Raw genomic sequence first — 26,331 nt, forward strand, 5'->3', positions numbered from 1 at the left:
AACAAGAGGCAAGCATAACAAATTGATTTAATTATAAATTAATCAGGATAAAATATGGTTTCCTTGCTAACCTTTTGAAAATCCCAATCATTAGTTATTTTTCGAGATAAAATTTAAGACTAGAATCACATTTTAGATGATAAATAACTTATCACTCAACTTACGATCTCTTTCTCACTACAAACACAATGTACAAAAATAGACTTTACTGGCATTAAACAATGGAATAAAAACAACCATGTTAACCGATAATAAGGGCATGATATGAAGAAGATGGATAATCTGGAATTTAGAATATTACAACTTCTTAGGAAAAACCCCTGTCTTGCCCAAAAAGAAATAGCAGATGCAATTGGGATTAGCCGCTCAAGCGTAGCAGGACATATTTTAAACTTACAAAAAAAAGGGCACATAAAAGGCAAAGGTTATATTTTTTCCAGTGGAAATTACGCCGTAACCGTTGGTGCCTCCAATATGGACATTACCAGCTTTGCTTCAACTGAATTATTGAAAAAAGATTCCAACCCAGGGAAAATAAAATATACGTTAGGTGGTGTTGCACGAAATATCGCACATAATATTGCTATATTAAAAAATGATAGTTATCTTATTTCTGTCTTCGGTGATGATTCATATGGCAAACGATTGTTTAGAGAAACCCAACTAGCAGGTGTAGATGTTAGCCATTCTCATATACTCAATGAGGAAAGAACATCAAGTTATAATTCAATAGTTGACAGTAATGGTGAATTACAAACAGCCGTTAGTGATATGGATATTTTGAAAAAATTTACTCCTGAGCTATTAAATAAATCTAAATCCCTCATTGAAAAAGCTGGGGTACTGGTTATAGACTGTAATTTAACCGAAGATGCACTGGAATGGTTATTTAAAAATTCGGGTAATGTACCCATATTTGTTAATCCAGTTTCATCATATAAAGCCGGAATAGTACGAAATTGGTTATCATATATTCATACTATTCGGCCGAATAAATTGGAAGCAGAAAAAATCAGTGGCGTCAAAATTAATTCAATAGAAGAAGCTAAATCAGTAACATTTTGGTTGCATGAACAAGGTGTTCAGAGGGTTATTTTAAGCATGGGGTCTGATGGGGTTTATTATAGTGAACTCGATTATGTTTCAGGACATTCACCGGCGCCTTCTGTCGATGTTGTCAATACTACCGGTTCCGGAGATGCAATGATGGCAGGGCTAGTGCATTGTACGTTAGCAGGTATGGACTTTAAAGACAGTGTTCATTTTGCACAACGCTGCGCGGCTCTTTTATTGTCTACAGAATCAACTTATTCATTAACCTTATCACCTTTCGCCGTTGGGCAGTTGTCAGCATTCGATTTGTAAAATAAATAAGTATAATGAAATAACATTGCTTATCTTAAAAATAATAAAAAAAATCAGAGTATTGTGGCTAAGGCCGGGCAATAAACCCGGCCATTTTTTAAAAATTAATGAATAAGAAAGGAATTACTTATCTCGGATAGTATTAAATACAGCCATAAATGTTAATAGAATGAAAATGAACTTAAAACTGGCAAACAAGCCCAGTATGGACGCAATTTTGCAGATAAATATCCCAAAATCCTTGGGGATAACGTGCTAAATCGCTTTCTAAAACCGTTGGCTTTTCCCAGCTAATATGATGAAACCCTACTTTTTTAGCAGCGTTTTCATAGTCTTCACGGCTCCAACGATAAAATGTGAAAGGGCTTGGTGGGGTTGTCAAAAACTCTGCCTGATAACGTACACCATTTTTCCAAGGCTCTTCACTCAGAATTTTAAAGCCATAATTATCACAGTTTCCGTTTTTTAATTGATAATCAGGTGAAGCCATGTAAGCAATCAATTTACCAGAGGGTTTCAAATGATCAGCCGCGGCTTGAAACATCGCCTCAAGTTCATTAGTGGATTGCGCATAGTGGAATAAGAAAGCGGCCATGACGATATCAAATCTTTCATCCAATTCCATTGCACATACATCTTGTACATGGAATTCAATGTCATCGCCGTACAGTGATGATTTGGCTTTGGCGAGTTCAATCATTTTTTCAGAGATATCAATTCCGACTACCTTTGAAGCCTCGCGTCGGTGTAGTTCTCGCCCATAATAACCGTACCCACAAGCTAAATCTAACACTGACTTTCCTTGTATGTCTCCGACCATATTAAGTATGTCTCGAAGCTCAGATTGCCGTTGAGCGACCGTATTGGAAAATTTTTCATAATGCTCACCAATAGTATCGTAGTCGGCTTGTTCTTCCATTATTAGAACTCCTGAATATAAATATATTTATTTTTATAAAAAATAATATAAGGGTATAATTATAAAAGATAAAGTATCGCTAAATTATTAGATATAATTTTTTTTGTTATACCAATAATTTTCCACGATAAATCCTGTTTTAATTAAGATAAATAATTTCTAAAAAGATATAAATTCTATTTTATTAACCAAGACTGTTAACATAGAACATATGCTAATTAACAAGGCAGGCACACTTATTGTATGGAAGGATTTTCAGAGTCAGAAAAAATTTAATTTTGCATAATGTGAAATGAACTACAAAAAACAATACTCAGTGTGCTTAATCAATACGTTATTACATATCGCCTTTCAAGTTATAGCGTTGTTGGAGTTAGAGAGGCTCCTTCTCGCAGTTATCATCGTTGTTATAAGCATCTGGTCATCCATGAGCCAAAGGCCTCTCACCGAAGAGAGGCCTTTGGCTAAGCATACTCGTCAATCTTTTGCCATTGATTCGCATCTTGAAATCCAATAGGAATAGTGATAATTGCCATAGACTTCATACTTAACTTAGATAGCTTGTTTAATGACAGTTTTCTAATCAAAAATAAGCTTTTTTCCATCTAGATTAATAAATTATCAATGTTCAGATAGTTCAGTCTGATTATTACGCGCCATCCACAACGAGAGGGCTTTAAGGGAATCTGGGGTAAATTCATCACAACGGGCTGTGATTTCTTCTGGTGTCAGCCAATAAACTGCGGAGACTTCTTCTTCTTGCAACGCGAATGGCCCGTGGGTAACGCAACTGAACAAACCGCCCCACACTCGGCAGTTGTTCTCTTCATAATAAAAAATGCCATGCTCGGCAAAGGGTACGCCGGCAATCCCCAGCTCTTCTTCCGCTTCCCGACGGGCAGAACTGAGCAGATTTTCTCCTATGATAACGACACCACCTGCCGTTGCATCCAATTTTCCAGGATAAAAGTCTTTCGTCTCTGTACGGTGCTGAACCAGAATTTTTCCCATGCCATCATGCACAACAATATAAGTGGCACGGTGCCTCAAATTTTGTGCCCTCATTTGCTGGCGGCTCGCCTGTGCGATGACTTCGTTGTTTTCATTAACAATATCGACCCATTCGATATTGGCTGATCTTTCTAACTCCATTCTAAAAACCTTTAATAAACGATTTATATGCCAGCTTTTGCCCTACCCTCCGCTGTGGAAGGTCAAAAACAGATAAACTGACTAACAATAAAATAGGGAATTCGTAACATCTTACAGACAAACAATGATAATGTAATGCTGTGATATTTATTCTTTTGTTATTACAAGAGGTTATATGATAGATCTATATTATGCCCCAACACCTAACGGCTATAAAATTACATTATTTCTCGAAGAAACCGGCCTTCCTTACACTATCCATCCCATTGATATCAGTGCAGGTGATCAATTTAAGCCGGAATTTCTGGCCATTGCTCCCAACAACAAAATCCCTGCCATCGTCGATAATCAACCTGCTGACGGCGGAGAGCCTATCTCCATCTTTGAATCTGGTGCCATTTTGCTTTATTTGGCAAACAAAACAGGGCAACTGCTCAGCACCAATATTCGTGAGCGTACCGAACAATTGCAGTGGCTGTTCTGGCAAGTTGCCGGGTTTGGCCCAATGCTCGGTCAAAATCACCATTTTAATCGCTATGCACCTGAAGTTGTCCCTTATGCGATTAAACGTTATGTGGAAGAATCACGACGCTTATACAAAGTACTCAATACTCAATTGGAAAAAACTCCTTATTTGGGAGGAAATGAGTACAGTATCGCGGATATCGCCACTTATCCATGGGCCAAATGCCATGAACATCAAAGCATCAATTTAGAAGATTATCCTGCTGTCAGAGAATGGCTTGATAAAATCGGACAACGCCCCGCAACCCAAACGGCCTATAATGATGCCTAATTGCAACTTGTGCAACTAATTCACTTAATGGCAAAATTTTTCACCAAAAAACTTGATACCGATAACAGATAGCAGCATATTTCGCTGCTATCTAAATCATCCCTTGCTATAGTCTGTCATTGACTACTAATTTTGTCACAGGGGGTGACCATGCGTATTTTAATTACGGGGGGAACGGGGCTCATTGGTCATCGCTTGACCTGTCAGCTACTTTCCATTTCCCATTCCATCACCATCTTGAGCCGTTCACCACAAAAGGTGTACTCACTTTTTTCCGATCTCGTTGAGTGCTGGACTACACTCAATGACCAGCATGATCTAAACAATTTTGATGCTGTTATTAATCTTGCCGGTGAACCCATTCTAGACAAGCGTTGGACACCCAAGCAAAAAGAGGAAATCTGTCAAAGCCGCTGGCACATTACCGAGCAATTAAGCAAGTTGATTAATGCCAGTGAAACGCCTCCTGCCGTATTTATTTCCGGTTCAGCGGTTGGTTACTATGGGGACCAAGGGCAGGCGGTGATTACTGAAGATGATTCCCCTCACGATGAATTTACCCATCAACTTTGTAAGCGCTGGGAGCAATTGGCCTTACAAGCGCAAAGTGATAAAACTCGCGTATGTCTGTTGCGTACGGGCATTGTTTTGGCGAAAGAAGGCGGGGCACTGCAAAAAATGTTGCCATTGTTCCGACTGGGATTAGGGGGGGCGATCGGCGATGGCAAGCAATATATGCCCTGGATACATATTGATGACATGGTCAATGGAATCTATTACCTACTGGTATCGACCGAGTTGAACGGCCCATTCAATATGACATCACCTTATCCTGTTCATAATGAGCAATTCAGTGCCATATTGGCAAAAGTGTTACATCGCCCTTGTATCTTCCGCATTCCTGCATTTGTGTTAAAAGCAATGATGGGAGAAGCCGCAACACTGGTTTTAAGCGGGCAGCAAGCGATTCCTAAAAAGTTAGAAGAGGCAGGATTTGGCTTCCGCTATTTCCGGTTAGAGGAAGCCTTGCAGGATGCAGTAAAAAAGGATGTCAATGTTGATTAAATTGACTAAGTAGGAATTCCGGCAGGTTTTGCCCCCTGCCAACGGCTGAAGAGATCTTCCGGTAGTTCAATATCAAACTGATCCAGCACACGATTGACAGTTTGGTCAATGATATCCTGAATATGCTCAGGGCGATGATAAAACGCGGGGACCGGTGGCATAATCACCGCCCCTATCTCAGCCGCCTGTGTCATTAACCGTAAATGGCCTAAATGCAAAGGGGTTTCCCTCACTGCCAACACTAATTTTCGGCCTTCTTTCAACACCACATCTGCGGATCGGGTAATCAAGCCGTCAGTGTAACTGTGTACAATTCCCGATAAGGTTTTTATTGAGCAAGGCAGAATAACCATGCCCAGTGTTTTGTATGAACCTGAGGAAATGCTTGCAGCAATATCACGGTTGTCATGCACGACATCAGCCAAAGCCTGAACATCCCGCAAGGTATAGTCTGTCTCCAATGCCAATGTCTGCCGGGCAGATTGACTGATGACCAGATGCGTTTCAATCCCTTCTAAAGGCTGCAAGACCTGCAATAACCTGACGCCATAAATCGCACCGCTCGCTCCCGTCAGCCCGACAATCAATTTTTTCATGCTTTCCTCTGAGATCTGGGTCTATAACTTGATGATAATAACGATATTATCCTTCATTATATATTTCCAAATTCTCAATTTCGCTCTGTCCGCGGACATTAGTGGCATCATCCTTACGCAGGTTTTCCAAATAATCCAAATAAATCTGGTCAATATCTTTTGTGACATAGATACCATCAAAAACAGAGCATTCAAATTTCTCGATGTCCGGATTCTCTTCACGTACAGCCTGAATGAGATCTTGGAGATCCTGATATATCAGGGCATCTGCACCAATGAGCTGACGGATTTCATCCACTTCTCTACCGTGGGCAATCAATTCATTGGCGTTCGGCATGTCAATCCCGTATACATTCGGGAAACGAACTTCCGGTGCAGCCGAAGCAAAATAAACTTTTTTGGCTCCCGCTTCACGTGCCAGCTCTACAATCTGTTCTGAGGTTGTTCCGCGCACAATGGAATCATCCACCAGCAAAACATTTTTACCGCGGAACTCAGCACGGTTGGCATTCAGTTTGCGGCGAACGGATTTACGACGCTCTTGTTGGCCGGGCATAATGAAAGTACGCCCCACATAGCGATTTTTGACAAAACCTTGCCGGTACGGTTTATCAAGGATATGGGCGATTTCCAGAGCAATGTCACAGGATGTTTCCGGTACGGGGATCACAACGTCAATATGCAAATCTTCCCATTCACGGGCAATTTTTTCACCGAGCTTTTTCCCCATCCTCAAGCGGGCGTTGTATACGGAGATTTTGTCGATAAAGGAATCGGGACGGGAAAGATAAACAAATTCAAAAAGACAAGGTGTCAGAGAAGGATTCTCGTCGCATTGGCGGGTAAATAGTTGCCCATCTTCCGTAATGTAAATCGCTTCTCCGGAAGCTACGTCACGCAGGAATTCAAAGCCAAGTGTATCCAGGGCCACACTTTCCGACGCAACCATGTATTCATTGCGACCGTCTTCCAAAGTGCGTTTTCCCAAAACCAAAGGGCGAATGCCATGGGGATCACGAAAAGCCACTAATCCATGACCAATTATCATGGCAACACAAGCATAAGCACCGCGGATTCGTTTATGCATTTTCGCAATTGCGGCGAAAATATCATCTGGCGCCAGAGGGAAATGAGGGAATTGTGTCAATTCATCAGCAAAGATATTCAGCAGGATCTCAGAATCTGACGTTGTGTTGACATGGCGACGGGCATTTTCAAACAGCAGTTTTTTTAATTCATGTGCGTTTGTCAGGTTGCCATTATGTGCCATCGTGATACCAAAAGGAGAGTTCACATAAAAAGGTTGTGCCTCAGATGCACTGGAACTCCCCGCAGTTGGATAGCGAACATGCCCGATACCAATATTTCCCTGTAGACGTAACATGTGCCGTGTTTCAAATACATCTTTGACCAAACCATTGGCCTTACGTAAACGGAATTCATTGTTACTATTAATAGTTGCAATGCCTGCTGCATCTTGCCCACGGTGCTGAAGCACCGTCAATGCATCATAAATCGACTGGTTAACCGGTGTAAAACCGACGATACCGACAATACCGCACATGTAGTCTTTCCTCATCAGCCAAGCGGAGAGGCGTTATCTCTCCGGCAAAAAACTCGACGCATTTTGCAGGTAGTCAAAAAACCACCTGATGATTTGACTGAACTGTGGGATTAGCTGAGATTGTTGCCAATCCGGGCTTTTGGGAAGCGGGGTAAAAGAATCTGCGACAAATAAAATAGCAGATACGATTAACACACCACGCAATGCCCCAAAGCAGACCCCCAGAACGCGATCAGTTCCCGACAGGCCAGTTCGTTGAACAAGTGAACCAATAACATAGTTAACGACTGCGCCAACAATCAGTGTTGCAATGAATAGAATCATAATTGCAACGCCATTGCGCACCAGTTCATCTTCCAAGCGGGTGAAATACGCCGCCAGGTAAGTATAGAAGTGGCTTGCAACAAAGAAAGCGCAACCCCAAGTTATTAACGAGAGTGCTTCACGAACAAAACCACGGATCAAACTAACCAGTGCCGAGAAGCCAATAATGGCAATAATTGTATAATCAATCCAGACCATATTTTAATCCAAAAAAGGCTCCCGACATTTAAGTCGGGCGCATTCTAACAGAAAACGAAAACGTTTGCGCAGTAGATTTATCACACTAATAAAAATAATTTTTTATGCTCTTACAGGACATTCATGGGAAGTTTTTAACCTCCCATATGTACCAATTTGATTATGGTTTATAACCTTTAACCTGCCCTTGTAATCCCGAAATCTCCTTTAGCTCAGATAAGATAGATTCAAGTTTCTGCTTTGACGCATTCGGGCCTACATAAATTCGTGTCAATTGCCCCTGAATCGGAGAGGCCGGAGAAGTGTATACCTGATGCCCGAAAAGGCGTAATTTCGCCACTATTTCATTCACACTATCAGCATTTTTCAATGCACCAAGTTGAACAACATATGCCACCGCCTGCGGAGCCTGCTCTACGGGCTTGGGCTTGGCTTCCGGCTTTGTTACAGAACGAGGCTCAGACTTATTCTGTGAATTATTTTCCACTTTTTGCTGAGCGGGTGATTCTGTTTTCCCCGTATTTCTCAGATCCTTCGGGATAACCGCTGGAGGTGGTGTCACAGGGGCGATTTCTGGAGGTACAGAATTTTTTGAAGGTACAGTATTTCCTGAAAGCACAGTACCGGAAAGTATATCTGTACCTGATTGTTCCTGGGACTGGTTTTGTGTTTGCATCGCTTCTGCCGCCCCTTCCGGTGGAGTGGACGGCATGTTTTGTGTCAATGGCGGGATAGAGTCAATATTCTCTTCATCGCCCAGTTTTGACACCAATGGAATGGAAGCAAACTGGTTTTCGTTATATTTCTTATCGCCATCAAATATTATCGGCAACACAATAACGCCCACAGCAACAAGAACGATAGTGCCGACCAAGCGATTTTGAAATTTACTGGCCACGTCCCTTCTCCTTTTCCAGAGCCTCCATGACATGAGCAACTGTATGGAAAGAACCACAAACGACAATGATATCTTGCTCTGATGCGTCTTCCATCGCCTGCTGCCATGCTGATTCCACTTCTGCGAATGTCCGAACCTGTGCGACCTGTGTCAGATTCTCGACCAATGCTTCAGCTTCAGCCCCACGCAGTTCGTGCAATGATGCACAGTACCATTCCTCAATTTGTTGAGATAGGCAGGCCAGTGTGCCGGGAATATCTTTATCCCCCAGCATACCCACAACGCCACGGATCTTGCTGCCCGGAGTGCGGGGTAATTCCGCCAGTTTTTGTACCAGATAGCCCGCAGCATGGGGATTATGCGCAACATCCAAAATAACCTGCGGCTTCTCCCTGACAATTTGGAAGCGCCCCGGTAGCTGGGCATTTTGCAATCCTGCATGGATAGCTTTTTCATCAATTGCGCGGCTGACTTTATCATCCTGCTGCAATAGACAATGGATCACGCCCAATGCAGTAGCAGCATTCGCCAATGGCAAATTGGGTAAAGGCAGTTCATTGAATTGCTGATCCGCCGTTGCCCAGCACCAGCTTTCCTTATTTTGTGTGAAATGCCAATCAACACCACGACGGAAGATCTTAGCTCCCAGCTCATCAGCCACTTCGGCTATTGAGTGTGGCATGTCTGGTTCACCGATAACCGCAAACCGTCCGCGACGAAAGATACCCGCTTTTTCACGGCCTATCAGTTCGCGATCTGCTCCGAGCCAATCAATGTGATCCAGTGCAATGCTGGTAATTGCCGCAATATCCGCATCCACGATATTTGTTGCATCCAGACGCCCGCCTAGCCCAACTTCCAATATCACAACATCCAGATCAGCCTCTTTGAAGAGCTGTAGCGCAGCCAAAGTGCCGTATTCGAAATAGGTTAATGAGATATCGCCTCGCTGAGCTTCTATATCCGCAAAGACTCGGCAGAAATCTTGTTCTGTCGGCTCTTTGCCCTGAATGCGTACTCTTTCGGTATAACGCACCAAGTGTGGCGAACTATATACGCCAACTTTAAGCCCAGCGGCCAAAAAAATAGATTCAAGAGTATGGCAGGTTGTTCCTTTGCCATTAGTACCTGATACCGTAATGACTTTTGGCGCAGGCTCCAACAAACCCAATTGTTTGCCGAGCTTACCTACGCGCTCAAGCCCCATATCAATGGCCTTGGTATGCAGGTTTCCCAGATAAGAAAGCCACGTCATCAATGGCGACGTGGCTTGAGGAATTTGCAAAATATCAGACATCGTCTTTATTAGTGTTGATGTTTATATCAGCCTCAATATCAGCAGGTTCAACGACAATTTCTGTCACTGGCTCTGCTTTTGTTCCCGGCTGTGGTTGATGAGTCATCATTGCAAGCAGGCTGGCGATTTTATCACGCATTTCTGGGCGGCGTACGACCATGTCAATCGCACCTTTCTCCAGTAGGAATTCACTGCGCTGGAAACCTTCCGGCAATTTTTCACGCACTGTCTGCTCAATTATGCGAGGGCCGGCAAAACCAATCAGTGCTTTAGGTTCAGCAACATTAATATCACCGAGCATCCCAAAACTTGCCGATACCCCACCCATGGTTGGGTTAGTCAAAACGCAAATGTATGGCAGGCCACGATCTTGCATTTTTGCCAGCGCTGCGCTGGTTTTTGCCATCTGCATCAGTGACATCAGTGATTCTTGCATACGCGCACCGCCACTGGCAGTAAAGCAGACAAACGGGCAGTTATCTTCCAGAGCCTGTTCAACCCCGCGAACAAAACGCGCTCCGACTACAGAGCCCATTGAACCACCCATAAAGTTGAACTCAAATGCGCCTGCTACTACGGGCATTTCATGCAATGCCCCTTTCATGACTATCAGGGAATCTTTTTCCTGAGTTAGCTTTTGAGCTGCAACCAGACGATCTTTGTATTTTTTGATATCGCGGAATTTCAGGACATCCTTCGGTTCCAATTCGCTACCTAATTCTGTGCCAGTGCCTTCATCCAAAAATGCAGCCAGTCTCTGGCGAGCTGAGATACGCATATGGTGGTCACATTTAGGACACACCTCCAGATTACGCTCTAATTCAGCACGATAAAGTACCTGACTACAACTATCGCATTTTGTCCAAACCCCTTCAGGTATACTTGCCTTGCGGGTTTGCATAATTTTGCTTTTATTTAGAATCTTTTCAATCCAGCTCATTAATGAACCTTTCCGTCTGAATCTGGCTAATGCCAGCTTTTGTTTTACGTGCCATTAAACCACAATGCTATTGCCGTGTGGATAAAAAACTGCTCGAAGCCGTTAACGATAGCTTTAACTATCTACTACTCATATTGTCTAAGTATGCTTACTACGTACGATCTACTGCCTACTGCACTTATTTGCTATCTTGTTGCTATCTTGCTATCGACTACTTACTCGCTATCGACGACTTTTTTCGATGCCGCGCGACGATGACGCCAGACTTCTATGACGCCAGGAAGTATAGAGATAAAGATAATTGCCACAATCAACAGTTTCAGATTTTGCTGTATGATCGGCATATCTCCGAACAAATAACCAGCATACGTGAATAATAGCACCCAGATAAATGCACCGATGACATTATAAGCGGCAAAATGCCGATAAGACATTTTCCCCATACCTGCAACAAACGGTGCAAATGTTCTAATAATTGGGACAAAACGAGCCAAAATTATGGCCTTTCCACCATGTTTTTCATAAAACTCATGGGTCTTGTCGAGATAACTGCGGCGGAAAATTTTTGAATTTGGGTTATTAAATAGTTTATCGCCAAAAATGCGGCCGATGGTATAGTTTAATGCGTCACCAATAATTGCAGCCGTAATCATTAAGGCTACCATTATATGCACATTAAGATCGTTAGAATCTAATGCAGATAGTGCACCCGCCACAAATAACAGTGAATCTCCCGGTAAAAATGGCGTAACAACTAACCCCGTTTCGCAAAAGATAATCAGGAATAAAATGCCGTATACCCAATCACCATAGTTGGCAACCAACTCCGCCAAATGTGCATCTATGTGCAAAATGAAATCGACAATGAACTTCGCAAAATCAACAAAGTGAGTTAAAAACTCCATAATTCTCCTCGTTATGACCGAACATCCCTGTCACATTTTGAAAATGTCAGATTAAATCATCAGCCAAAAATAGCGGCCCCATTATGGGTTTCGGTAAATCAAAGTGCTCAGGATAATCCACTGCAACTAAATACAAGCCTTCAGCTTTAGCGGTTGCTGCCGCTTTTGTCCTGTCTTTCAGGGCCAGCAGTTCTGCCATCCAGCCAATATTCTGATTACCGCAGCCAATTTCCAGCAAGCTACCGACGATATTACGTACCATATGATGCACAAACGCGTTCGCCTTGATATCCACGACAATATAATGACCATGTCGGCTAACATTTATATGCATCATATTGCGCCATGGCGAATTTGACTGGCATTGCACCGCCCTGAAAGAAGTAAAGTCATTTTCTCCCAGTAAGCTCTGTGCCGCTTCATGCATTTTTTTCTCATCCAGTGGATAGTGAAAATGCGTGACGCCCTTCGCCAATACTGCCGGACGATAGCGATGATTGAAAATCACATAGCGATAACGGCGAGCGGTTGCACTGAAACGAGCATGAAATGCTTCATCCACCGTTTTGACCCAACGTACCGCAATAGCCGGCGGTAAATGGGTATTGACTCCCATTGTCCACGCGGCATCTTTACGCTGTGCAGAAGTTTCAAAATGTACAACCTGCCCAGTGGCATGCACTCCCGCATCAGTTCTGCCCGCACAAAACACTGAAATTGGCTCATTCGCGACTTTTGAAAGCGCTTTTTCCAAACATTCCTGTACGCTTTTGACTTCCTGTTGACGCTGCCAACCATAATATCGGCTGCCATCATATTCAATCCCCAGTGCAATTTTCACTTTTTTTGCCTCTGGCACAGACTGATTCAGATCTGTACCAGGCATTAGTAAAATTGCTCCTGCATCAGTTTTTCTGCGACTTCAACTGCCATCAAAGCACCGCCAAAATGAATATTATCGGCAACCGACCAGAACTGCAGCATCTCCGGCATGCCGTAATCATTACGCAGGCAACCAATGCTTAGATTACTATTACCTGAAGCATCTGTGACCTGAGTTGGATAATCACCCTCTTCTGAGACCTGAATTTCTTCAATACGTTCAAGTTCTCCACGAGCTTCTTCTATGCCAACCGGACGCAATGTCTCCAGATTCACCATCTGGGCAGTGCCATAAAAAACTGAAGACTGCACACAACTCACAGACACAGGCAAGCCATCATCCTGCAAGACCTTGCGGATTTGATCAACAATACGGCGCTCTTCGCGCACTGTACCTTCGTTATCGGGTAATAAAGGCAGTAAATTGAATGCCAGTTGTTTACTGAAACGGCCTTCATCCGGAGGGATCCCGTTCAGCAAGCGGGCACACTGCCCTGCCAATTCATCAATTGCCGCTTTACCGTGTACGGAAACCGGCAATATATTTGTCAGATGTAAACGAGAAATACCCGCAGCATCAATTAATGGTTTAATGGAAGTTAAAACCTGACTTGTGGAGCTATCCGCCACAGCAACAATATTGCGGTTACGATAATCCGCCAATACGTGTGGGTTAACACCCGGAACAACCAAAGGCACATCCGGCTCGGCGGCAAACAGGCCGCTGCTGTCGATCACCAGACAACCTGCGTCTGTCGCTTTTTCAATGTGTTGAGCCGTGGCCTCCATTGTCGCAACAAAAAATGCGAGTTGCACTTGTGACCAATCAAATTCTTCAGCATCACGGACGGTGATGTTTTTGCCATTAAAACGTTTGATTGTTCCAACGCTTTGCTCACTGGCAAGAAGATGCAGTTCACCAACCGGAAATTGGCGCTCCTCTAATAACGCCAATACTGCTTCGCCTACTGCGCCTGTTGCACCCAAGAGCGCAATATTCCAACCTTCAGACATGTTGGTTTTCTCCACTTCTTTCATTTTTCTGGCAGGCAGGGATCCCTGCCTACATTAAATCACTTTAGCGTTAAACCCGATTTGGGAAAGTAATTGAGCACTTTTCTCAGAATCGCAATGCACCGTCAAAGACGACCATTCCCGACGTTCGGAATAATGTTTACGCAACTGGTCAAACGCGCCTTCTTGCCCTGCCACTTGACGCAGGGGGGCATCATCACGGCGCACATCATACACTAAATGCATCAAACGCTTCAGAACGCTTTGCGTTACTTCACCCTGTATAGTCACCTGGCTAAAATCAGGCTCAGGCAATAGTTCGGTTAATTCTACCTTGCGCGGCTGGCCTAAAAATGCACTATAGGCTTCAAAAACTTGCGTGGTTCCCCGGGCTTTGCCTTCCAAGGTATAACCAGCAATATGGGGAGTGCCGATATCGACCAAGGCCAGCAAAGGCAGTGAAAGATTAGGCTCTGGTTCCCAAACATCAAGCACTACCCGTAATTTTTTCCCGTTTTGCAGTACGGACAATAACGCTTGATTATCAACGACCTCACCACGACTGGCATTAATTAAAATTCGATTGTCCGGTAACGCAGAAAGTAATTCTGCATCTGCTAAATGATAAGTTTGATAAGGGCCTGATTGATTAAGAGGAGTATGGAAAGTCAGGATATCCGCTTCCTTGACTAATTTTTCCAGAGGCCAAAATTCGCCTTTATCACCACGGTCAGCACGAGGAGGATCGCATAATAAAGTTTTCACGCCCAGAGCGGCAAGCCGTTCAGCTAAACGCCCTCCAACATTGCCAACACCGACAATACCGACTGTTTTATCTTTAAGCTGAAATTGATCTCGTTCAGCCAACAACATCAATGCAGAAAATACATACTCAACGACAGCGATCGCATTGCATCCCGGCGCTGCGGAAAAACCAATCCCGGATTGCGCCAACCATTGTTGGTCAACATGATCCATCCCAGCAGTGGCCGTTCCCACAAATTTTACCGAGCTGCCTTGCAATAAAGATTCATTGACTTTAGTGACAGAGCGTACCATGAAGGCATCTGCATGTTCCAATACACCCGCAGGCACTGGACGCCCCGGAATTGCCTGTACTTCACCCAATTGCTGAAAGAGTTGTTCAGCATAAGGCATATTTTCATCAACCAGAATTTTCACTTTTCTCATCCAACGAATTAAATGGGCGTGATCTGCTATTTTGCCACTTTATCTTTATAAAACCTACGGCAAATGTAACAGAGCTTTTTTGCCTCATTCAGTCCTTCAAAATCCGCTCCGACAAAACGGGAGCAGATGGATAAAATCGGCAAATCTGTGTGATGAAGTCATAAAGTAATCATCAAAAAAAATCGCTATATTACAAATGGTTAAAATATGAAAGTAAGATGGGATGGTTATTATCCTATATAAATTAAACTCGCTTTTATGGTCAAAAATAATACTATCAGAGTTATTTTTAATCTGTTAGATTATGTTTATCAAAATATTAAAAAAATAAGGTGATAATGTTTATGTCATATATGATATACGCGTCGTACTTCAAGGTGCATGTATTATCATCCCGCGTCGCGGGATGATAATACATGCACCTTGAAACTTGAAATTAATAGGGTACATATCTGACTTTAAATGGTAAGAAGCAAGGCTTAATATCAGCAGGATGTTCAACTCCGGATTCGATAGGAAATCGGTATCAAAACGGACATGAGGATCAAATACAAATACTTAGTCTGAATCATACAATTACACGAGAACAAAATGTCAGTCATCAGCCCATACAATTTATTAAACCCGTAGATAAAGCATCGCCATTATTAGCGATGGCTATAGACTCTAATGAATCACTGGATGGTAAGTTTATTTTTTACAGAACCAGTCAGACAGGGCAATTAGAATTGTTTTATGAAGTTAAAATCACAGAAGCGACTATTACTGATATTTCTTGTGTATACCTACATTCTATCGATAATTTCGATGCCATGCCACATGAAAGGATTTTTCTGAATTACAAATCCATATCATGGAACCATATGACAGCCGGAACATCTGCTTATAGCATATGGGAAGATAGAACCTATTAATTAAATAAAAAACATGCAAGAATGATCACCACCTCTTATAAATGGGGCCTTTAATTTATAATAAAAATAAGCATATTCATTTACACAAAGACATATCCTTTACATATTTATTAGGTGCTATCCATGATGATTTAGAACATGTAACGTAATTTTCATCTTTTAGTTTAAAATCAACATAAAAAGAAAAAAACAAACTAAAAACAAACCCTACCACAGCGAAAAAACCAAAAACACTTCCTATATAAAACCTACAACATTTACATAAAACTGATTTTATTTCTTCTCATTTATGGCTATTTTCACTGAGAAAAGATTTCCTTATGCCTACTTAATTTTTTGCATGTACAGATTTAAAGTGAATCATTCGCCAGAATCAAATTTAAACGATATAATGATCGCCATAACTATATCTCACTATTGAATAGCCTGCTCAATGAAAAATCTATTGTTCCCCCTTGTTGCTGTATTAATCTGGTCAATTAATTCTGTTGTCAGCAAAGCCGCAACCACTGTTATTGAACCGGCTGCCATAGCTTTCTACCGCTGGTTCATTGCCCTTCTTGTGTTAACGCCGTTTGTTTTGCTGCCTGTTCTGAAACATCGGAAAATGGTCGCTAAATATTGGTGGAAGCTATTGATTCTGGGCGCCTTGGGAATGGTACTGAACCAAAGCCTTGCGTATTATGCCGCCCAGACAATCAGCGCAACACTTATCGGTATTTTCACCTCATTGATTCCACTGTTAACGGTGATTATCAGCATCTTTGCCTTACGTGTTGCCCCTACGGTAGGCATCATATTAGGCACCCTGCTCTCTTTATTCGGCCTGGTTTGGTTGGTCAGTAAAGGAAACCCGGCTTCATTGTTGGAGCATGGCATGGGTATCGGGGAAGTGATGATGTTTATCGCGGCCGCTTCCTATGCTTTATATGGCGTATTAACCAAACGCTGGGCAATTCCATTGCCCAATTGGCAATCACTTTATGTACAAATCGTATTTGGTGTCTTATTGCTTCTGCCCAATTTCATGATGGTAGAAAATAAGCAGTTAACAACGGATAATATTTCACTTGTCCTGTTTGCCGCGATCCCAGCATCAATTATTGCACCTTATCTGTGGATTCAGGGTGTGATTCGCATTGGCGCAAATATGACCTCTATCTTTATGAATCTTGCCCCCGTATTTACTGCCATTATCGCCATCGTGGCCCTTAATGAAAAAATGCACAGTTATCACCTGATTGGAGGAGTTATCGTACTGGCCGGTGTGATCATCGCCCAACAGTTACGTACTTCGCCCATTCGTAGAAATTCGGAATGCAATTCTAACCAGTAACCCTCCCAGCGTTTGACTAGGTAGCAGCTGGAGAGTACTGCCATGATACAGGCTGATCTCATTGACGATGGTCAGCCCCAATCCTGCGCCTTCCAATCCAGCAGCGTTATCCAGCCGGTTAAATGCCATGAGTGATTGCCTGATATTTTCCTGCGCAATACCCGGCCCTGAATCATCGATTTCAAGACAACAATATTTTGTATCCGATGTCACTTTTACTCTGCCTGTCACAATACCCCGTGGAGGGGTGTATTTAATGGCATTATCCAGCAAGTTAGCACACATTTCGGCCAGCAATAGAGGTTCACCTTTAATCCACAGGGCATCTTCACCCTCGTAACCCAAATCTATCCCCTTGTGTTCAGCCTGCTGTAACCGGGAAAAACATGCTTGCTGCAATAATTCCACAATATTGACTGGCTGATAATTTTGTATGGCTTCTTTCTCATGTATTTTCAATTGTGATAGCTGCAATAAACTATCAGTTAACGAAATCATGCCATCCAAACTTTTGTTTATCGCAATCAGTATGTTTTCCCGCTGTTTTGGATCTTGCTCATTACTTGCCAGTGCAACTTGTGTTTTTAATACAGCCAGCGGTGTTCTGAGTTGATGAGATGCATCTGCACCGAATCGTTCTTGCCGTCCAAGCATCAATTTCAACCGTTCTATATATCGGTTGAAAGCCTGAAGTAATGGGGAAAGTTCAGACCACGGTAAAATATCTGGCAATGGAGTCAAATCATTGGCCGGACGACGGATCATAATGCCCGAAAGTTTTCTCAGTGGCTTGAGTAACTGCTTTAACAAGATATAAGCGAGCAGCAATGTCAACAACACGCCGACAATCTGGTTCATCAATGAAGAAAGCAGAAGTTGCTGAACCATGTCTCGGCGGGAAATCACTGTCTCTGCCACCAATATCAGCGCCATTCCCATTATTCCACCTTCGTTGATGGGTTGGTACAGCGCCACTACACGTATCGGCTGACCTTGATATTCCGCATCGTAAAAATATGCCAGCGCGGTGTACAACGGTGAGCGCGGAATGTGTTGCGGGATAAGGGGAAGATTGTTGTAACCGGAAATTGTTTTACCTTCTGGTGAAATAACTTGATAGTAAAAACGATCATTCGTATTGCGTTCAAAACTATCTAAAACAACATAAGGTACATCAACAACCAAATGGTTATCTTGAACGACCAATCGCTCAGCAACTGTTCGCGCTGAGGCAAGCAATGCTCGGTCATAAGCTAATGTGGCCGCATTCGTTACATTTATATATTGGCTATACACAGAAGCGCCCCCCAGCAGCAGCAAGGGAACACCAAAGAACAACAATAATTGATGGAACAACGATCGCGGGATTTTAAAGAACCTCATGGCTCCTGCCGCTCCAGCCGATATCCCAGCCCACGCAATGTATCTATTCTTACATCACTATTAAGCAGTTTTTTCCGTAAACGGTGTACGTACAATTCAATGCTTTGGAGGTTTGCATCCACCGATAAAGAAAACACTTGTTCAAACAGTTGCTGCTTTGAAACAGGACGCCCCCGGCGGTGAAATAAGGTTGTTAAAACTGATAATTCTCTGGGAGTAAGCGCCATCGGCTCATTATTCAGCAAAAAATAACCGTTTTCTTCATAAGACAATGAACCAAACTTCGATGTCGCTTGCAACATGCCCGCTCCACGGCGCAATAATGCTCGAATGCGAGCTTCGAGTTCCTGAAAATCAAAAGGCTTGGTCAGATAATCATCCGCACCTGAATTTAATCCCCTTACGCGATCCGCCACACACGATTTAGCAGTCAGTAACAATACAGGTAAATTTTGCCCTCTCTTACGTAACCGGGATAACAGAGAAATACCATCCAATCTCGGTAATGCAACATCCAAAATCAGCAAGGCATAATCTTCTGTCAACAACAGCTGATCAGCCACAATCCCATCTTCCGCTAAATCAATCACAAACCCAGAATTGCTCAATGCCTTTTTTAGCCAATGTGACAAATCCGGGTGATCTTCAACTAATAAGAGGCGCATACTAAAAATATCTTCGCTGTGTTACGAACGCATTCAGTGAGTTTCATGCCGCAATTCCATAAATTCATATCAAAATCTGCCTAAATAAGGCTCTTGCTAACAAATATATCTGAAGGATTAAATGGAGATATTGAACAATTACAATATTAGCACTCAACGACTGTTCGTAGGTTCACAAAAATAAAATAAAAAACAATTTAGTAACACTAAGTGCGAAAAATTCAGAAAATTAAGCGATGAATGTCACATCTGGATAATTTTTATTGTTAATGAAAGGTAATTGAAAGGTTTCACTCCTATAAGTAAACATGCGTTAGAGATTAGACAATTCTTCCCTGTACTGACGCTATGTGAGGAATCAAGATGAAAACATTAAAAACATTATTAACCGCGACAAGCCTGATTTTTTGCTCCCATGCTTTTGCAATCGACGCCCCCAACAAAACTGAATGCATTGCTCCCGCTAAACCCGGCGGCGGATTTGATTTAACCTGCAAACTTGTTCAAGTTTCATTATTGGATACCAAAGCAATCAACTCTCCAATGCGAGTCACATTTATGCCTGGTGGCGTCGGGGCAGTTGCCTATAACGCCATTATCGCTCAGCGTCCTGCTGAGCCGGGCACCATTGTGGCTTTTTCCGGAGGTTCTTTGTTGAATTTGGCCCAAGGGAAATTCGGTCGTTACAACGTGAATGATGTACGCTGGCTGGCAAGCGTCGGTACAGACTACGGCATGATAGCTGTGCGTCATGATTCTCCTTATAAGACGTTGACCGATTTGATGGAAGCATTCAAGAAATCGCCTGACAGTATTGTATTTGGTGCCGGTGCTTCCATTGGCAGTCAGGATTGGATGAAAACCGCATTGCTGGCCAAAGAAGCCGGTATTGATCCCCGCAAAATGCGCTATGTCGCATTTGAAGGAGGTGGGGAACCTATCACTGCCCTTTTGGGAAATCACATTCAGGTGGTTTCTGGCGATTTAAGCGAAACGTTACCTTATCTTAATAGTGATAAAATCCGCGTCCTTGCTGTTTATGCCGACAAACGTCTGGACGGGGAACTGTCAAAGATCCCTACTGCAAAAGAGCAAGGCTATGACCTTGTTTGGCCCGTCATTCGCGGTTTTTATGTTGGACCAAAAGTTTCTGATGAACAGTACCAATGGTGGGTGGATACCTTTAAAAAATTGCAGCAAACCGCAGAATTCAAAAAACAGCGCGAGTTGCGTGGATTATTTGAATTTAATATGACAGGTAAAGAGCTGGACGAGTATGTGAAAAAGCAAGTTGTCCAATATCATGAAATGGCCAAATCCTTTGGTTTAGCAAAATAACAGGAGGGCCATCATGAGCGATCGTATTTTTGCCTCTGTATGGCTGGTGCTATGTGGGATTGGATTATTTATCGGCAGGGGTATTCATAGCGAATATAGCTATGAGCCTCTGGGCCCCCGTCCATTTCCGATCGCCATTATTTCATTAATGGCACTCTGTTCAATACTGTTGCTATTCAAAAAACCTGACCCCATTCATTGGCCAACACCACAAGTGCTACGTCGCTTAATTTTGTTGATCGCCTCACTCGCCATTTATGCATGGTCATTTGAATGGCTCGGTTTTCCTCTGGCAACAATATTATTGACCATCAGCGTGGCATTGCTATTTAACGCAACGCTCACTGCGGCAGTGACTTCTGGCATATTTCTTGGCATTTCACTGTTTTTTGCTTTCGATCGACTATTGGATGTCACGCTTCCTGTCGGCATTTGGCTCAGTTAAGGAGACAAAGATGGATACTTGGTTATATCTGAGTCAAGGGTTTGAAGTGGCCTTGGTTCCCAAGAACTTAGTCATTGCCTTAATTGGCTGCTTTATTGGCACTATTGTGGGATTACTGCCTGGCCTTGGCCCTATAAATGGGGTAGCTATCTTGCTGCCGCTGGCTTTTGCATTAAAACTACCTGCTGAATCCGCCTTAATTTTGCTGGCAACGGTCTACATTGGGTGTGAATACGGAGGTCGGATTTCCTCTATTTTGCTAAACGTACCGGGAGATGCCGCAGCCATCATGACTGCGTTGGATGGCTATCCGATGGCAAAACAGGGACGAGCCGGAGTCGCCCTTTCTATCTCAGCCGTCAGTTCATTCTGTGGTTCACTTCTCGCTATCACAGGCATCATTTTATTTGCTCCTCTGTTAGCAAAATGGTCTTTAGCATTCGGGCCTGCTGAATATTTTGCATTAATGGTTTTTGCTATTGCCTGTCTCGGCAGCATGATGAGCCAAAATCCGGTGAAATCATTACTGGCGGCATTGATAGGCTTGAGCTTGGCTACTGTAGGGGTAGACTCAAATACGGGGGTTTATCGCTTTACTTTTGATAGCGTCCACCTCTCCGATGGAATTCAATTTATTGTTGTTGTGATCGGCTTGTTTTCAGTCAGTGAAATTTTGCTTATGCTGGAGAAAACATCTACCGGGCAAAAAGTCATAAGCAAAACCGGGCGCCTACTGTTCAACCGAAAAGAAGCCGCAGCTTGCGTCGGGCCAACATTGCGCTCATCAGTAATCGGTTTTTTTGTGGGGATCCTCCCCGGTGCAGGGGCGACTATCGCCAGTGCAATCACTTATATGACGGAAAAACGACTCAGCGGAAACAGCGATTCATTCGGCAAAGGGGATATTCGCGGCGTAGCAGCGCCTGAAGCAGCCAATAATGCTTCCGCTTGTGGCTCATTCATTCCAATGCTCACTCTTGGTGTACCCGGTTCAGGTACAACAGCGGTAATGATAGGTGCTCTGACTCTTTATAACATCACCCCAGGCCCTGCTATGTTTACAGAACAACCAGAAATTGTTTGGGGTCTTATCGCTGCGTTGTTAATTGCCAACATTTTGTTGCTGATTATGAATATTCCGATGATTGGGTTATTTACCCGCATGTTGAATATTCCGACATGGTTCCTTGTGCCATCTATAGCGATTATTTCAGCAGTTGGAGTCTATGCAGTTCACAGCACAACATTTGATCTTATGTTGATGGTTGGGCTGGGTGTTTTCGGTTACATTTTGCGGAAAATGAACTTCCCTATGTCACCGTTAATACTGGGATTCGTATTGGGCGAAATGCTGGAACAAAATTTACGTCGAGCATTATCTATCAGTAATGGCAATTTTGAAATTCTGTGGAGCAGTGTTATCGCTCAAGTTTTACTGATTCTGGCAATATTAGTGATCGTCGTTCCACCCGTTCTTCGCATGATTAATAAATATCGCCACAAAAAATCTTAATTTCATAAAGAAAATAGCCAATCCATTTATTCAATGGATTGGCTATTATACCGCTTAACAATTTTTTGAGTTATTTATGAATACTTACGCATCACCAGGGAAGCATTTGTACCACCAAACCCGAAGCTATTGGACATTACCGTTTTTAGTTCTTGTTCAGTAGGTTTGGTGACAATATTCATGCCCAACGCTTTTTCATCCAAGTCGTTAATATTGATACTTGGTGCAATAAAACCATGTTCCAGCATAAGCAAACTATAAATTGCTTCATGAGCGCCAGCAGCCCCCAATGAGTGCCCTGTCATCGCTTTTGTGGCAGAAATGGCGGGGGTATCGTCGCCGAAAACTTCTCTGATGGCTTCCAGCTCTTTCAAATCACCAATCGGTGTGGAAGTGCCATGGGTATTGATGTAATCTACGCCGCCTTCAACACTGTCCAGTGCCATTTTCATACAGCGCACAGCACCTTCTCCAGAAGGAGCGACCATATCCGCGCCATCTGAGTTTGCACCGTAGCCAACGATTTCAGCATAAATATGTGCGCCACGAGCCAGTGCGTGTTCTAATTCTTCAACAACAACAATTCCGCCGCCGCCTGCAATGACGAATCCATCTCGGTTTTGGTCATAAGTACGGGATGCACGCTCTGGCGTTTCATTATATTTAGTGGAAAGTGCTCCCATTGCATCAAATTCACAAGCCATTTCCCAACTTAATTCTTCACCACCGCCAGCAAAAATGACATCTTGTTTGCCAAGTTGGATTAATTCAACAGCATGGCCAATACAATGGGCAGACGTTGAACAAGCTGAGCTTATGGAGTAGTTAACGCCCTTGATTTTAAAAGGCGTTGCCAAGCAGGCAGAAACACCGGAAGCCATTGCGCGTGTAACCATATAAGGCCCAACACCACGCAATCCGCGGGCACGCATGCCATCAGAGCCGGCAACTTGGTTATATGGCGAACCGCCACCTGAACCGACAACCAACCCGGTTCTGAGGTTAGAAACTTGATCTTCGGACAAACCTGAATCTTTAATGGCTTCGTCCATTGCCAGATAAGCATAAACAGATGCGTCACTCATGAAACGCTGGATTTTACGATCGATTAAACCTGTTGTATCCAACTTCACATTGCCCCAAACATGGCTGCGCATTCCTATTTCTTTAAATTTTTCTGAGAAAGTTATCCCGGAACGGCCCTCTTTCAGAGATTCCAGCACCTCTTTCTGGTTATTACCAATACTAGAAACAATACCCAGACCAGTGATCACTGCACGTTTCATTACTTACCTCATCAATATGTTTACCTGCGGGATTTCTTCTCTCGCACTTTAGCGTACACTTGTACGCCGAACAAGTCCGATCAGGTTAAAAATTCACAGAAAAATTGATCTAGACTCTGTTGTGAACTTCTGCTGCGGGTGGTGCAACTCAATGAAGACCGTTAAAATCACTAAATTATCTTCGCTAACAACACAGGCATTATTGTGAAACACAGTGCTATCAACAGCGCAACCCTAAGCTGGAATGAACAAGGTACTCCTATTTCAACACAGTTTGATGATGTTTATTTTTCAAATCAAGATGGTTTGGAAGAAACCCTATATGTATTTTTAAAAGGCAACAATTTTCCTCAACGCTTTAATACTCATAACCGAGCAAACTGTGTTATTGCAGAAACGGGATTTGGTACCGGGTTGAATTTCCTGACGCTTTGGCGAGCTTTTTCCCTTTTCAGACAACAACATCCTGAAGCGCCTTTAAAGCGACTTCATTACATCAGTTTTGAAAAATATCCATTAAAACCAACAGATCTGAAAATTGCGCATCAACGCTGGCCGGAGCTTCAGGCGTTTTCTGAACAATTATATCAGCAATGGCCTTTACCGCTTGCGGGTTGCCATAGATTAATTCTCGATAATGGTGCCATCACTCTGGATCTTTGGTTTGGAGATGTAAATGAGCTATTACCAGAAATAACTTCAAACCTGACCGGAAAAATTGATGCTTGGTTTTTAGATGGTTTCGCACCGTCGAAAAATCCACAAATGTGGAGCGAACAACTGTTCGCTGCAATGGCAAAATTTTGTCGTCCAGAAGGCACTTTTGCAACTTTTACATCTGCCGGAATGGTTCGACGGGGATTACAGGAAGCGGGCTTTACGGTCACGAAGGTGAAAGGATTCGGACGCAAAAGAGAGATGCTGACGGGGGCTTTATCACCATGTACCGGCTCCCCTTCCTTAGCTCACTCTCCTTGGTTTGCTCGTCAATCGGCCACCCAAACCGATGATATCGCCATTATCGGTGGTGGTATTGCCAGCGCACTAACCGCACTTGCTCTATTGCGACGTGGTGCAAAAGTCACGTTATATTGCCAAGATGAACAACCAGCCCAGAATGCATCAGGTAATCAACAAGGTGCCCTCTACCCCTTACTGAATGGGCTGGACGACCCATTAGAACGTTTTTTCACATCCGCATTTACTTTTGCTCGTCGTCAGTATGATCAATTAATTCATGAAAATGTATTGTTTGATCATCAATGGTGTGGCGTTAGTCAATTGGCTTATGATGAAAAAAGCGAACATAAAATTGCCAAGATGCTGCAAACTTTGTGGCCGGAAGAAATTGCACTTGGTATGGATCGCCAACAATTAAGCCATGTAAGTGGATTGGATGTTAATTATCACGGCATACACTATCCACAAGGTGGATGGTTATATCCCGCACAATTGACTCAAGCTGTAATCCAACTTGCAACACAACGTGGAATGCAAATGTATTTCAACCACAAAGTTACTCGGTTAACTCAGCATGAAAATGGTTGGCAATTAGATATTGAGCATCAAGAAAAACCGTATTTCAAAAATCACCGGGTTGTTATTATTGCCAACGGCCATTGCATGGCCCAATTCGAGCAAACCGAAAAACTGCCCGTCACTGCTGTACGGGGGCAAGTCAGCCATATTCCAACCACAGACACTCTCAGCAAATTGAAAAGCGTGCTGTGCTACGATGGATACATGACGCCTGTGAATCCACATAATAAATATCACTGCATCGGAGCCAGCTACCAACGCAATCAACTGAATACGCAATACTCTCCTATCGAGCAGCAGGAAAACCGAGATCGTTTACTAAAATGCTTTCCTGATGTTGATTGGGTACAACAAGTGGATATTTCTGAGGAAAAATCTCGCCAAGGTATACGTTGCGTTATTCGGGATCATATGCCAATGATTGGAAATGTTCCTGTTTTCAGCGAAATTATGGATAAATACGCAGATCTATCCCAGCATATCAATACTGGCAATCATGTTGCAGAATCCCCTCGTTACCCCAACTTGTTCGTTATCGGGGCATTAGGCTCCCGTGGTTTATGTTCTGCGCCTTTAAGTGCTGAATTGTTGGCCAGCCAGATCTTTGGTGAAGCTTTGCCGCTTGATGATGAAACTCTGGCAGCTTTGCACCCAAACCGATTCTGGGTTAGGAAACTCTTACGCGGTAAAGCTGTTAAAGCAGAAAAACCTTAACACAAGGTATTGTTTTACCACCTCTGAGTTCTAGGTAGAACTAACAATAACTTGCTATTTATGAAAAGCATCAGGCAATTAATACCACGCCT

General features: G+C 43.1%; 25 protein-coding genes. 9 read left to right on the forward strand and 16 right to left on the reverse strand.

The features are described 5' to 3' along the window. Positions 1-273: 273 nt before the first annotated feature. Positions 274-1,365, forward strand: coding sequence for a PfkB family carbohydrate kinase (locus BM100_RS02235; RefSeq protein WP_169924659.1), 1,092 nt, complete (start codon positions 274-276; stop codon positions 1,363-1,365). A gap of 181 nt (positions 1,366-1,546) precedes the next feature. Here the strand turns inward: BM100_RS02235 and BM100_RS02240 are convergent, their stop codons facing one another. Then, positions 1,547-2,284: a class I SAM-dependent methyltransferase gene (locus BM100_RS02240; protein WP_092507535.1), complete on the reverse strand. Its 738-nt coding sequence runs from the start codon at positions 2,282-2,284 to the stop codon at positions 1,547-1,549. Between the two features lie 621 nt (positions 2,285-2,905). Then, entirely contained in the window at positions 2,906-3,436 is a 531-nt protein-coding gene (gene yfcD / locus BM100_RS02245) for an NUDIX hydrolase YfcD (protein ID WP_092507537.1), read from the reverse strand. 175 nt (positions 3,437-3,611) lie between these two features. Here yfcD and BM100_RS02250 point away from each other — a divergent pair, with 175 nt between their 5' ends. Continuing rightward, positions 3,612-4,232 carry a glutathione binding-like protein gene (locus tag BM100_RS02250; protein WP_092507539.1) on the forward strand — a complete coding sequence of 207 codons (621 nt, stop codon included), beginning with the start codon at positions 3,612-3,614 and terminating at the stop codon, positions 4,230-4,232. A 150-nt stretch (positions 4,233-4,382) separates the two neighbouring features. Beyond that, a complete protein-coding gene (locus BM100_RS02255) occupies positions 4,383-5,297 on the forward strand; it encodes a TIGR01777 family oxidoreductase (protein WP_092507541.1) in 915 nt (304 codons plus the stop codon). 5 nt (positions 5,298-5,302) lie between these two features. Here the strand turns inward: BM100_RS02255 and BM100_RS02260 are convergent, their stop codons facing one another. From BM100_RS02260 to pdxB, 10 genes are all read right to left on the reverse strand, one after another. Next, positions 5,303-5,893: a UbiX family flavin prenyltransferase gene (locus BM100_RS02260; protein ID WP_092507543.1), complete on the reverse strand. Its 591-nt coding sequence runs from the start codon at positions 5,891-5,893 to the stop codon at positions 5,303-5,305. 46 nt (positions 5,894-5,939) lie between these two features. Next, positions 5,940-7,457, reverse strand: coding sequence for an amidophosphoribosyltransferase (gene purF / locus BM100_RS02265; RefSeq protein WP_092507545.1), 1,518 nt, complete (start codon positions 7,455-7,457; stop codon positions 5,940-5,942). A gap of 33 nt (positions 7,458-7,490) precedes the next feature. Beyond that, positions 7,491-7,979 (reverse strand): colicin V production protein, encoded by a 489-nt coding sequence (gene cvpA, locus BM100_RS02270; RefSeq protein WP_092507547.1) that lies wholly within the window; start codon positions 7,977-7,979, stop codon positions 7,491-7,493. Between the two features lie 160 nt (positions 7,980-8,139). Then, a complete protein-coding gene (gene dedD / locus BM100_RS02275) occupies positions 8,140-8,877 on the reverse strand; it encodes a cell division protein DedD (RefSeq protein WP_092507549.1) in 738 nt (245 codons plus the stop codon). Further along, on the reverse strand, positions 8,867-10,174 hold the full coding sequence (gene folC / locus BM100_RS02280) for a bifunctional tetrahydrofolate synthase/dihydrofolate synthase (RefSeq protein ID WP_092507551.1): 1,308 nt from the start codon (positions 10,172-10,174) through the stop codon (positions 8,867-8,869). The genes dedD and folC overlap by 11 nt, the downstream gene beginning before the upstream one ends. After that, complete coding sequence (gene accD, locus BM100_RS02285; protein ID WP_092507553.1) at positions 10,167-11,114, reverse strand: acetyl-CoA carboxylase, carboxyltransferase subunit beta; 948 nt, start codon at positions 11,112-11,114, stop codon at positions 10,167-10,169. Before accD ends, folC begins: the two co-directional genes overlap by 8 nt. A gap of 215 nt (positions 11,115-11,329) precedes the next feature. Further along, the gene (locus BM100_RS02290) at positions 11,330-12,019 is read right to left on the reverse strand and encodes a DedA family protein (protein ID WP_092507555.1); all 690 of its coding nucleotides are present in this window, start codon (positions 12,017-12,019) and stop codon (positions 11,330-11,332) included. 46 nt (positions 12,020-12,065) lie between these two features. Then, positions 12,066-12,905, reverse strand: coding sequence for a tRNA pseudouridine(38-40) synthase TruA (gene truA, locus BM100_RS02295; RefSeq protein WP_092507557.1), 840 nt, complete (start codon positions 12,903-12,905; stop codon positions 12,066-12,068). Then, complete coding sequence (locus BM100_RS02300; RefSeq protein ID WP_092507866.1) at positions 12,905-13,915, reverse strand: aspartate-semialdehyde dehydrogenase; 1,011 nt, start codon at positions 13,913-13,915, stop codon at positions 12,905-12,907. The genes truA and BM100_RS02300 overlap by 1 nt, the downstream gene beginning before the upstream one ends. 54 nt (positions 13,916-13,969) lie before the next feature. Beyond that, on the reverse strand, positions 13,970-15,097 hold the full coding sequence (gene pdxB, locus BM100_RS02305) for a 4-phosphoerythronate dehydrogenase PdxB (protein WP_092507559.1): 1,128 nt from the start codon (positions 15,095-15,097) through the stop codon (positions 13,970-13,972). Between the two features lie 461 nt (positions 15,098-15,558). Here pdxB and BM100_RS02310 point away from each other — a divergent pair, with 461 nt between their 5' ends. Further along, positions 15,559-16,020 carry an Hcp family type VI secretion system effector gene (locus tag BM100_RS02310; RefSeq protein ID WP_092507561.1) on the forward strand — a complete coding sequence of 154 codons (462 nt, stop codon included), beginning with the start codon at positions 15,559-15,561 and terminating at the stop codon, positions 16,018-16,020. A 76-nt stretch (positions 16,021-16,096) separates the two neighbouring features. On the opposite strand, the gene BM100_RS02315 is transcribed toward BM100_RS02310, so the two are convergent. Continuing rightward, complete coding sequence (locus tag BM100_RS02315) at positions 16,097-16,297, reverse strand: DUF1240 domain-containing protein (RefSeq protein WP_420855294.1); 201 nt, start codon at positions 16,295-16,297, stop codon at positions 16,097-16,099. Positions 16,298-16,453: 156 nt separating this feature from the next. Here BM100_RS02315 and BM100_RS02320 point away from each other — a divergent pair, with 156 nt between their 5' ends. Further along, a complete protein-coding gene (locus tag BM100_RS02320) occupies positions 16,454-17,356 on the forward strand; it encodes a DMT family transporter (protein ID WP_092507563.1) in 903 nt (300 codons plus the stop codon). Here the strand turns inward: BM100_RS02320 and BM100_RS02325 are convergent. Both BM100_RS02325 and tctD read right to left on the reverse strand, forming a co-directional pair. Continuing rightward, positions 17,306-18,739 carry a sensor histidine kinase gene (locus tag BM100_RS02325; RefSeq protein ID WP_092507565.1) on the reverse strand — a complete coding sequence of 478 codons (1,434 nt, stop codon included), beginning with the start codon at positions 18,737-18,739 and terminating at the stop codon, positions 17,306-17,308. The two genes, BM100_RS02320 and BM100_RS02325, sit on opposite strands and share 51 nt — an antisense overlap. Beyond that, positions 18,736-19,404: a transcriptional regulator TctD gene (tctD, locus tag BM100_RS02330; RefSeq protein WP_092507567.1), complete on the reverse strand. Its 669-nt coding sequence runs from the start codon at positions 19,402-19,404 to the stop codon at positions 18,736-18,738. Before tctD ends, BM100_RS02325 begins: the two co-directional genes overlap by 4 nt. Before the next feature lie 363 nt (positions 19,405-19,767). On the opposite strand from tctD, the gene BM100_RS02335 reads away from it, so the two are divergent. The 3 genes from BM100_RS02335 to BM100_RS02345 are packed head-to-tail and all read left to right on the forward strand — an operon-like array spanning position 19,768 to position 22,700. Beyond that, positions 19,768-20,742 (forward strand): Bug family tripartite tricarboxylate transporter substrate binding protein, encoded by a 975-nt coding sequence (locus BM100_RS02335; RefSeq protein WP_420855291.1) that lies wholly within the window; start codon positions 19,768-19,770, stop codon positions 20,740-20,742. Positions 20,743-20,755: 13 nt separating this feature from the next. Further along, complete coding sequence (locus tag BM100_RS02340; RefSeq protein ID WP_092507571.1) at positions 20,756-21,187, forward strand: tripartite tricarboxylate transporter TctB family protein; 432 nt, start codon at positions 20,756-20,758, stop codon at positions 21,185-21,187. 10 nt (positions 21,188-21,197) lie between these two features. Further along, a complete protein-coding gene (locus tag BM100_RS02345) occupies positions 21,198-22,700 on the forward strand; it encodes a tripartite tricarboxylate transporter permease (protein WP_092507573.1) in 1,503 nt (500 codons plus the stop codon). A 74-nt stretch (positions 22,701-22,774) separates the two neighbouring features. Here BM100_RS02345 and fabB read toward each other — a convergent pair whose 3' ends face one another. After that, positions 22,775-23,986, reverse strand: coding sequence for a beta-ketoacyl-ACP synthase I (gene fabB, locus BM100_RS02350; RefSeq protein ID WP_092507575.1), 1,212 nt, complete (start codon positions 23,984-23,986; stop codon positions 22,775-22,777). Positions 23,987-24,190: 204 nt separating this feature from the next. Between fabB and mnmC the strand changes: the two genes are divergently transcribed. Further along, positions 24,191-26,239, forward strand: a complete 2,049-nt coding sequence (gene mnmC, locus BM100_RS02355) for a bifunctional tRNA (5-methylaminomethyl-2-thiouridine)(34)-methyltransferase MnmC2/FAD-dependent 5-carboxymethylaminomethyl-2-thiouridine(34) oxidoreductase MnmC1 (protein WP_092507577.1) — start codon at positions 24,191-24,193, stop codon at positions 26,237-26,239. The last annotated feature ends 92 nt before the right edge of the window (positions 26,240-26,331 follow it).

The sequence above is a fragment of the Xenorhabdus mauleonii genome (assembly GCF_900113945.1).
GTDB lineage: Bacteria > Pseudomonadota > Gammaproteobacteria > Enterobacterales > Enterobacteriaceae > Xenorhabdus > Xenorhabdus mauleonii.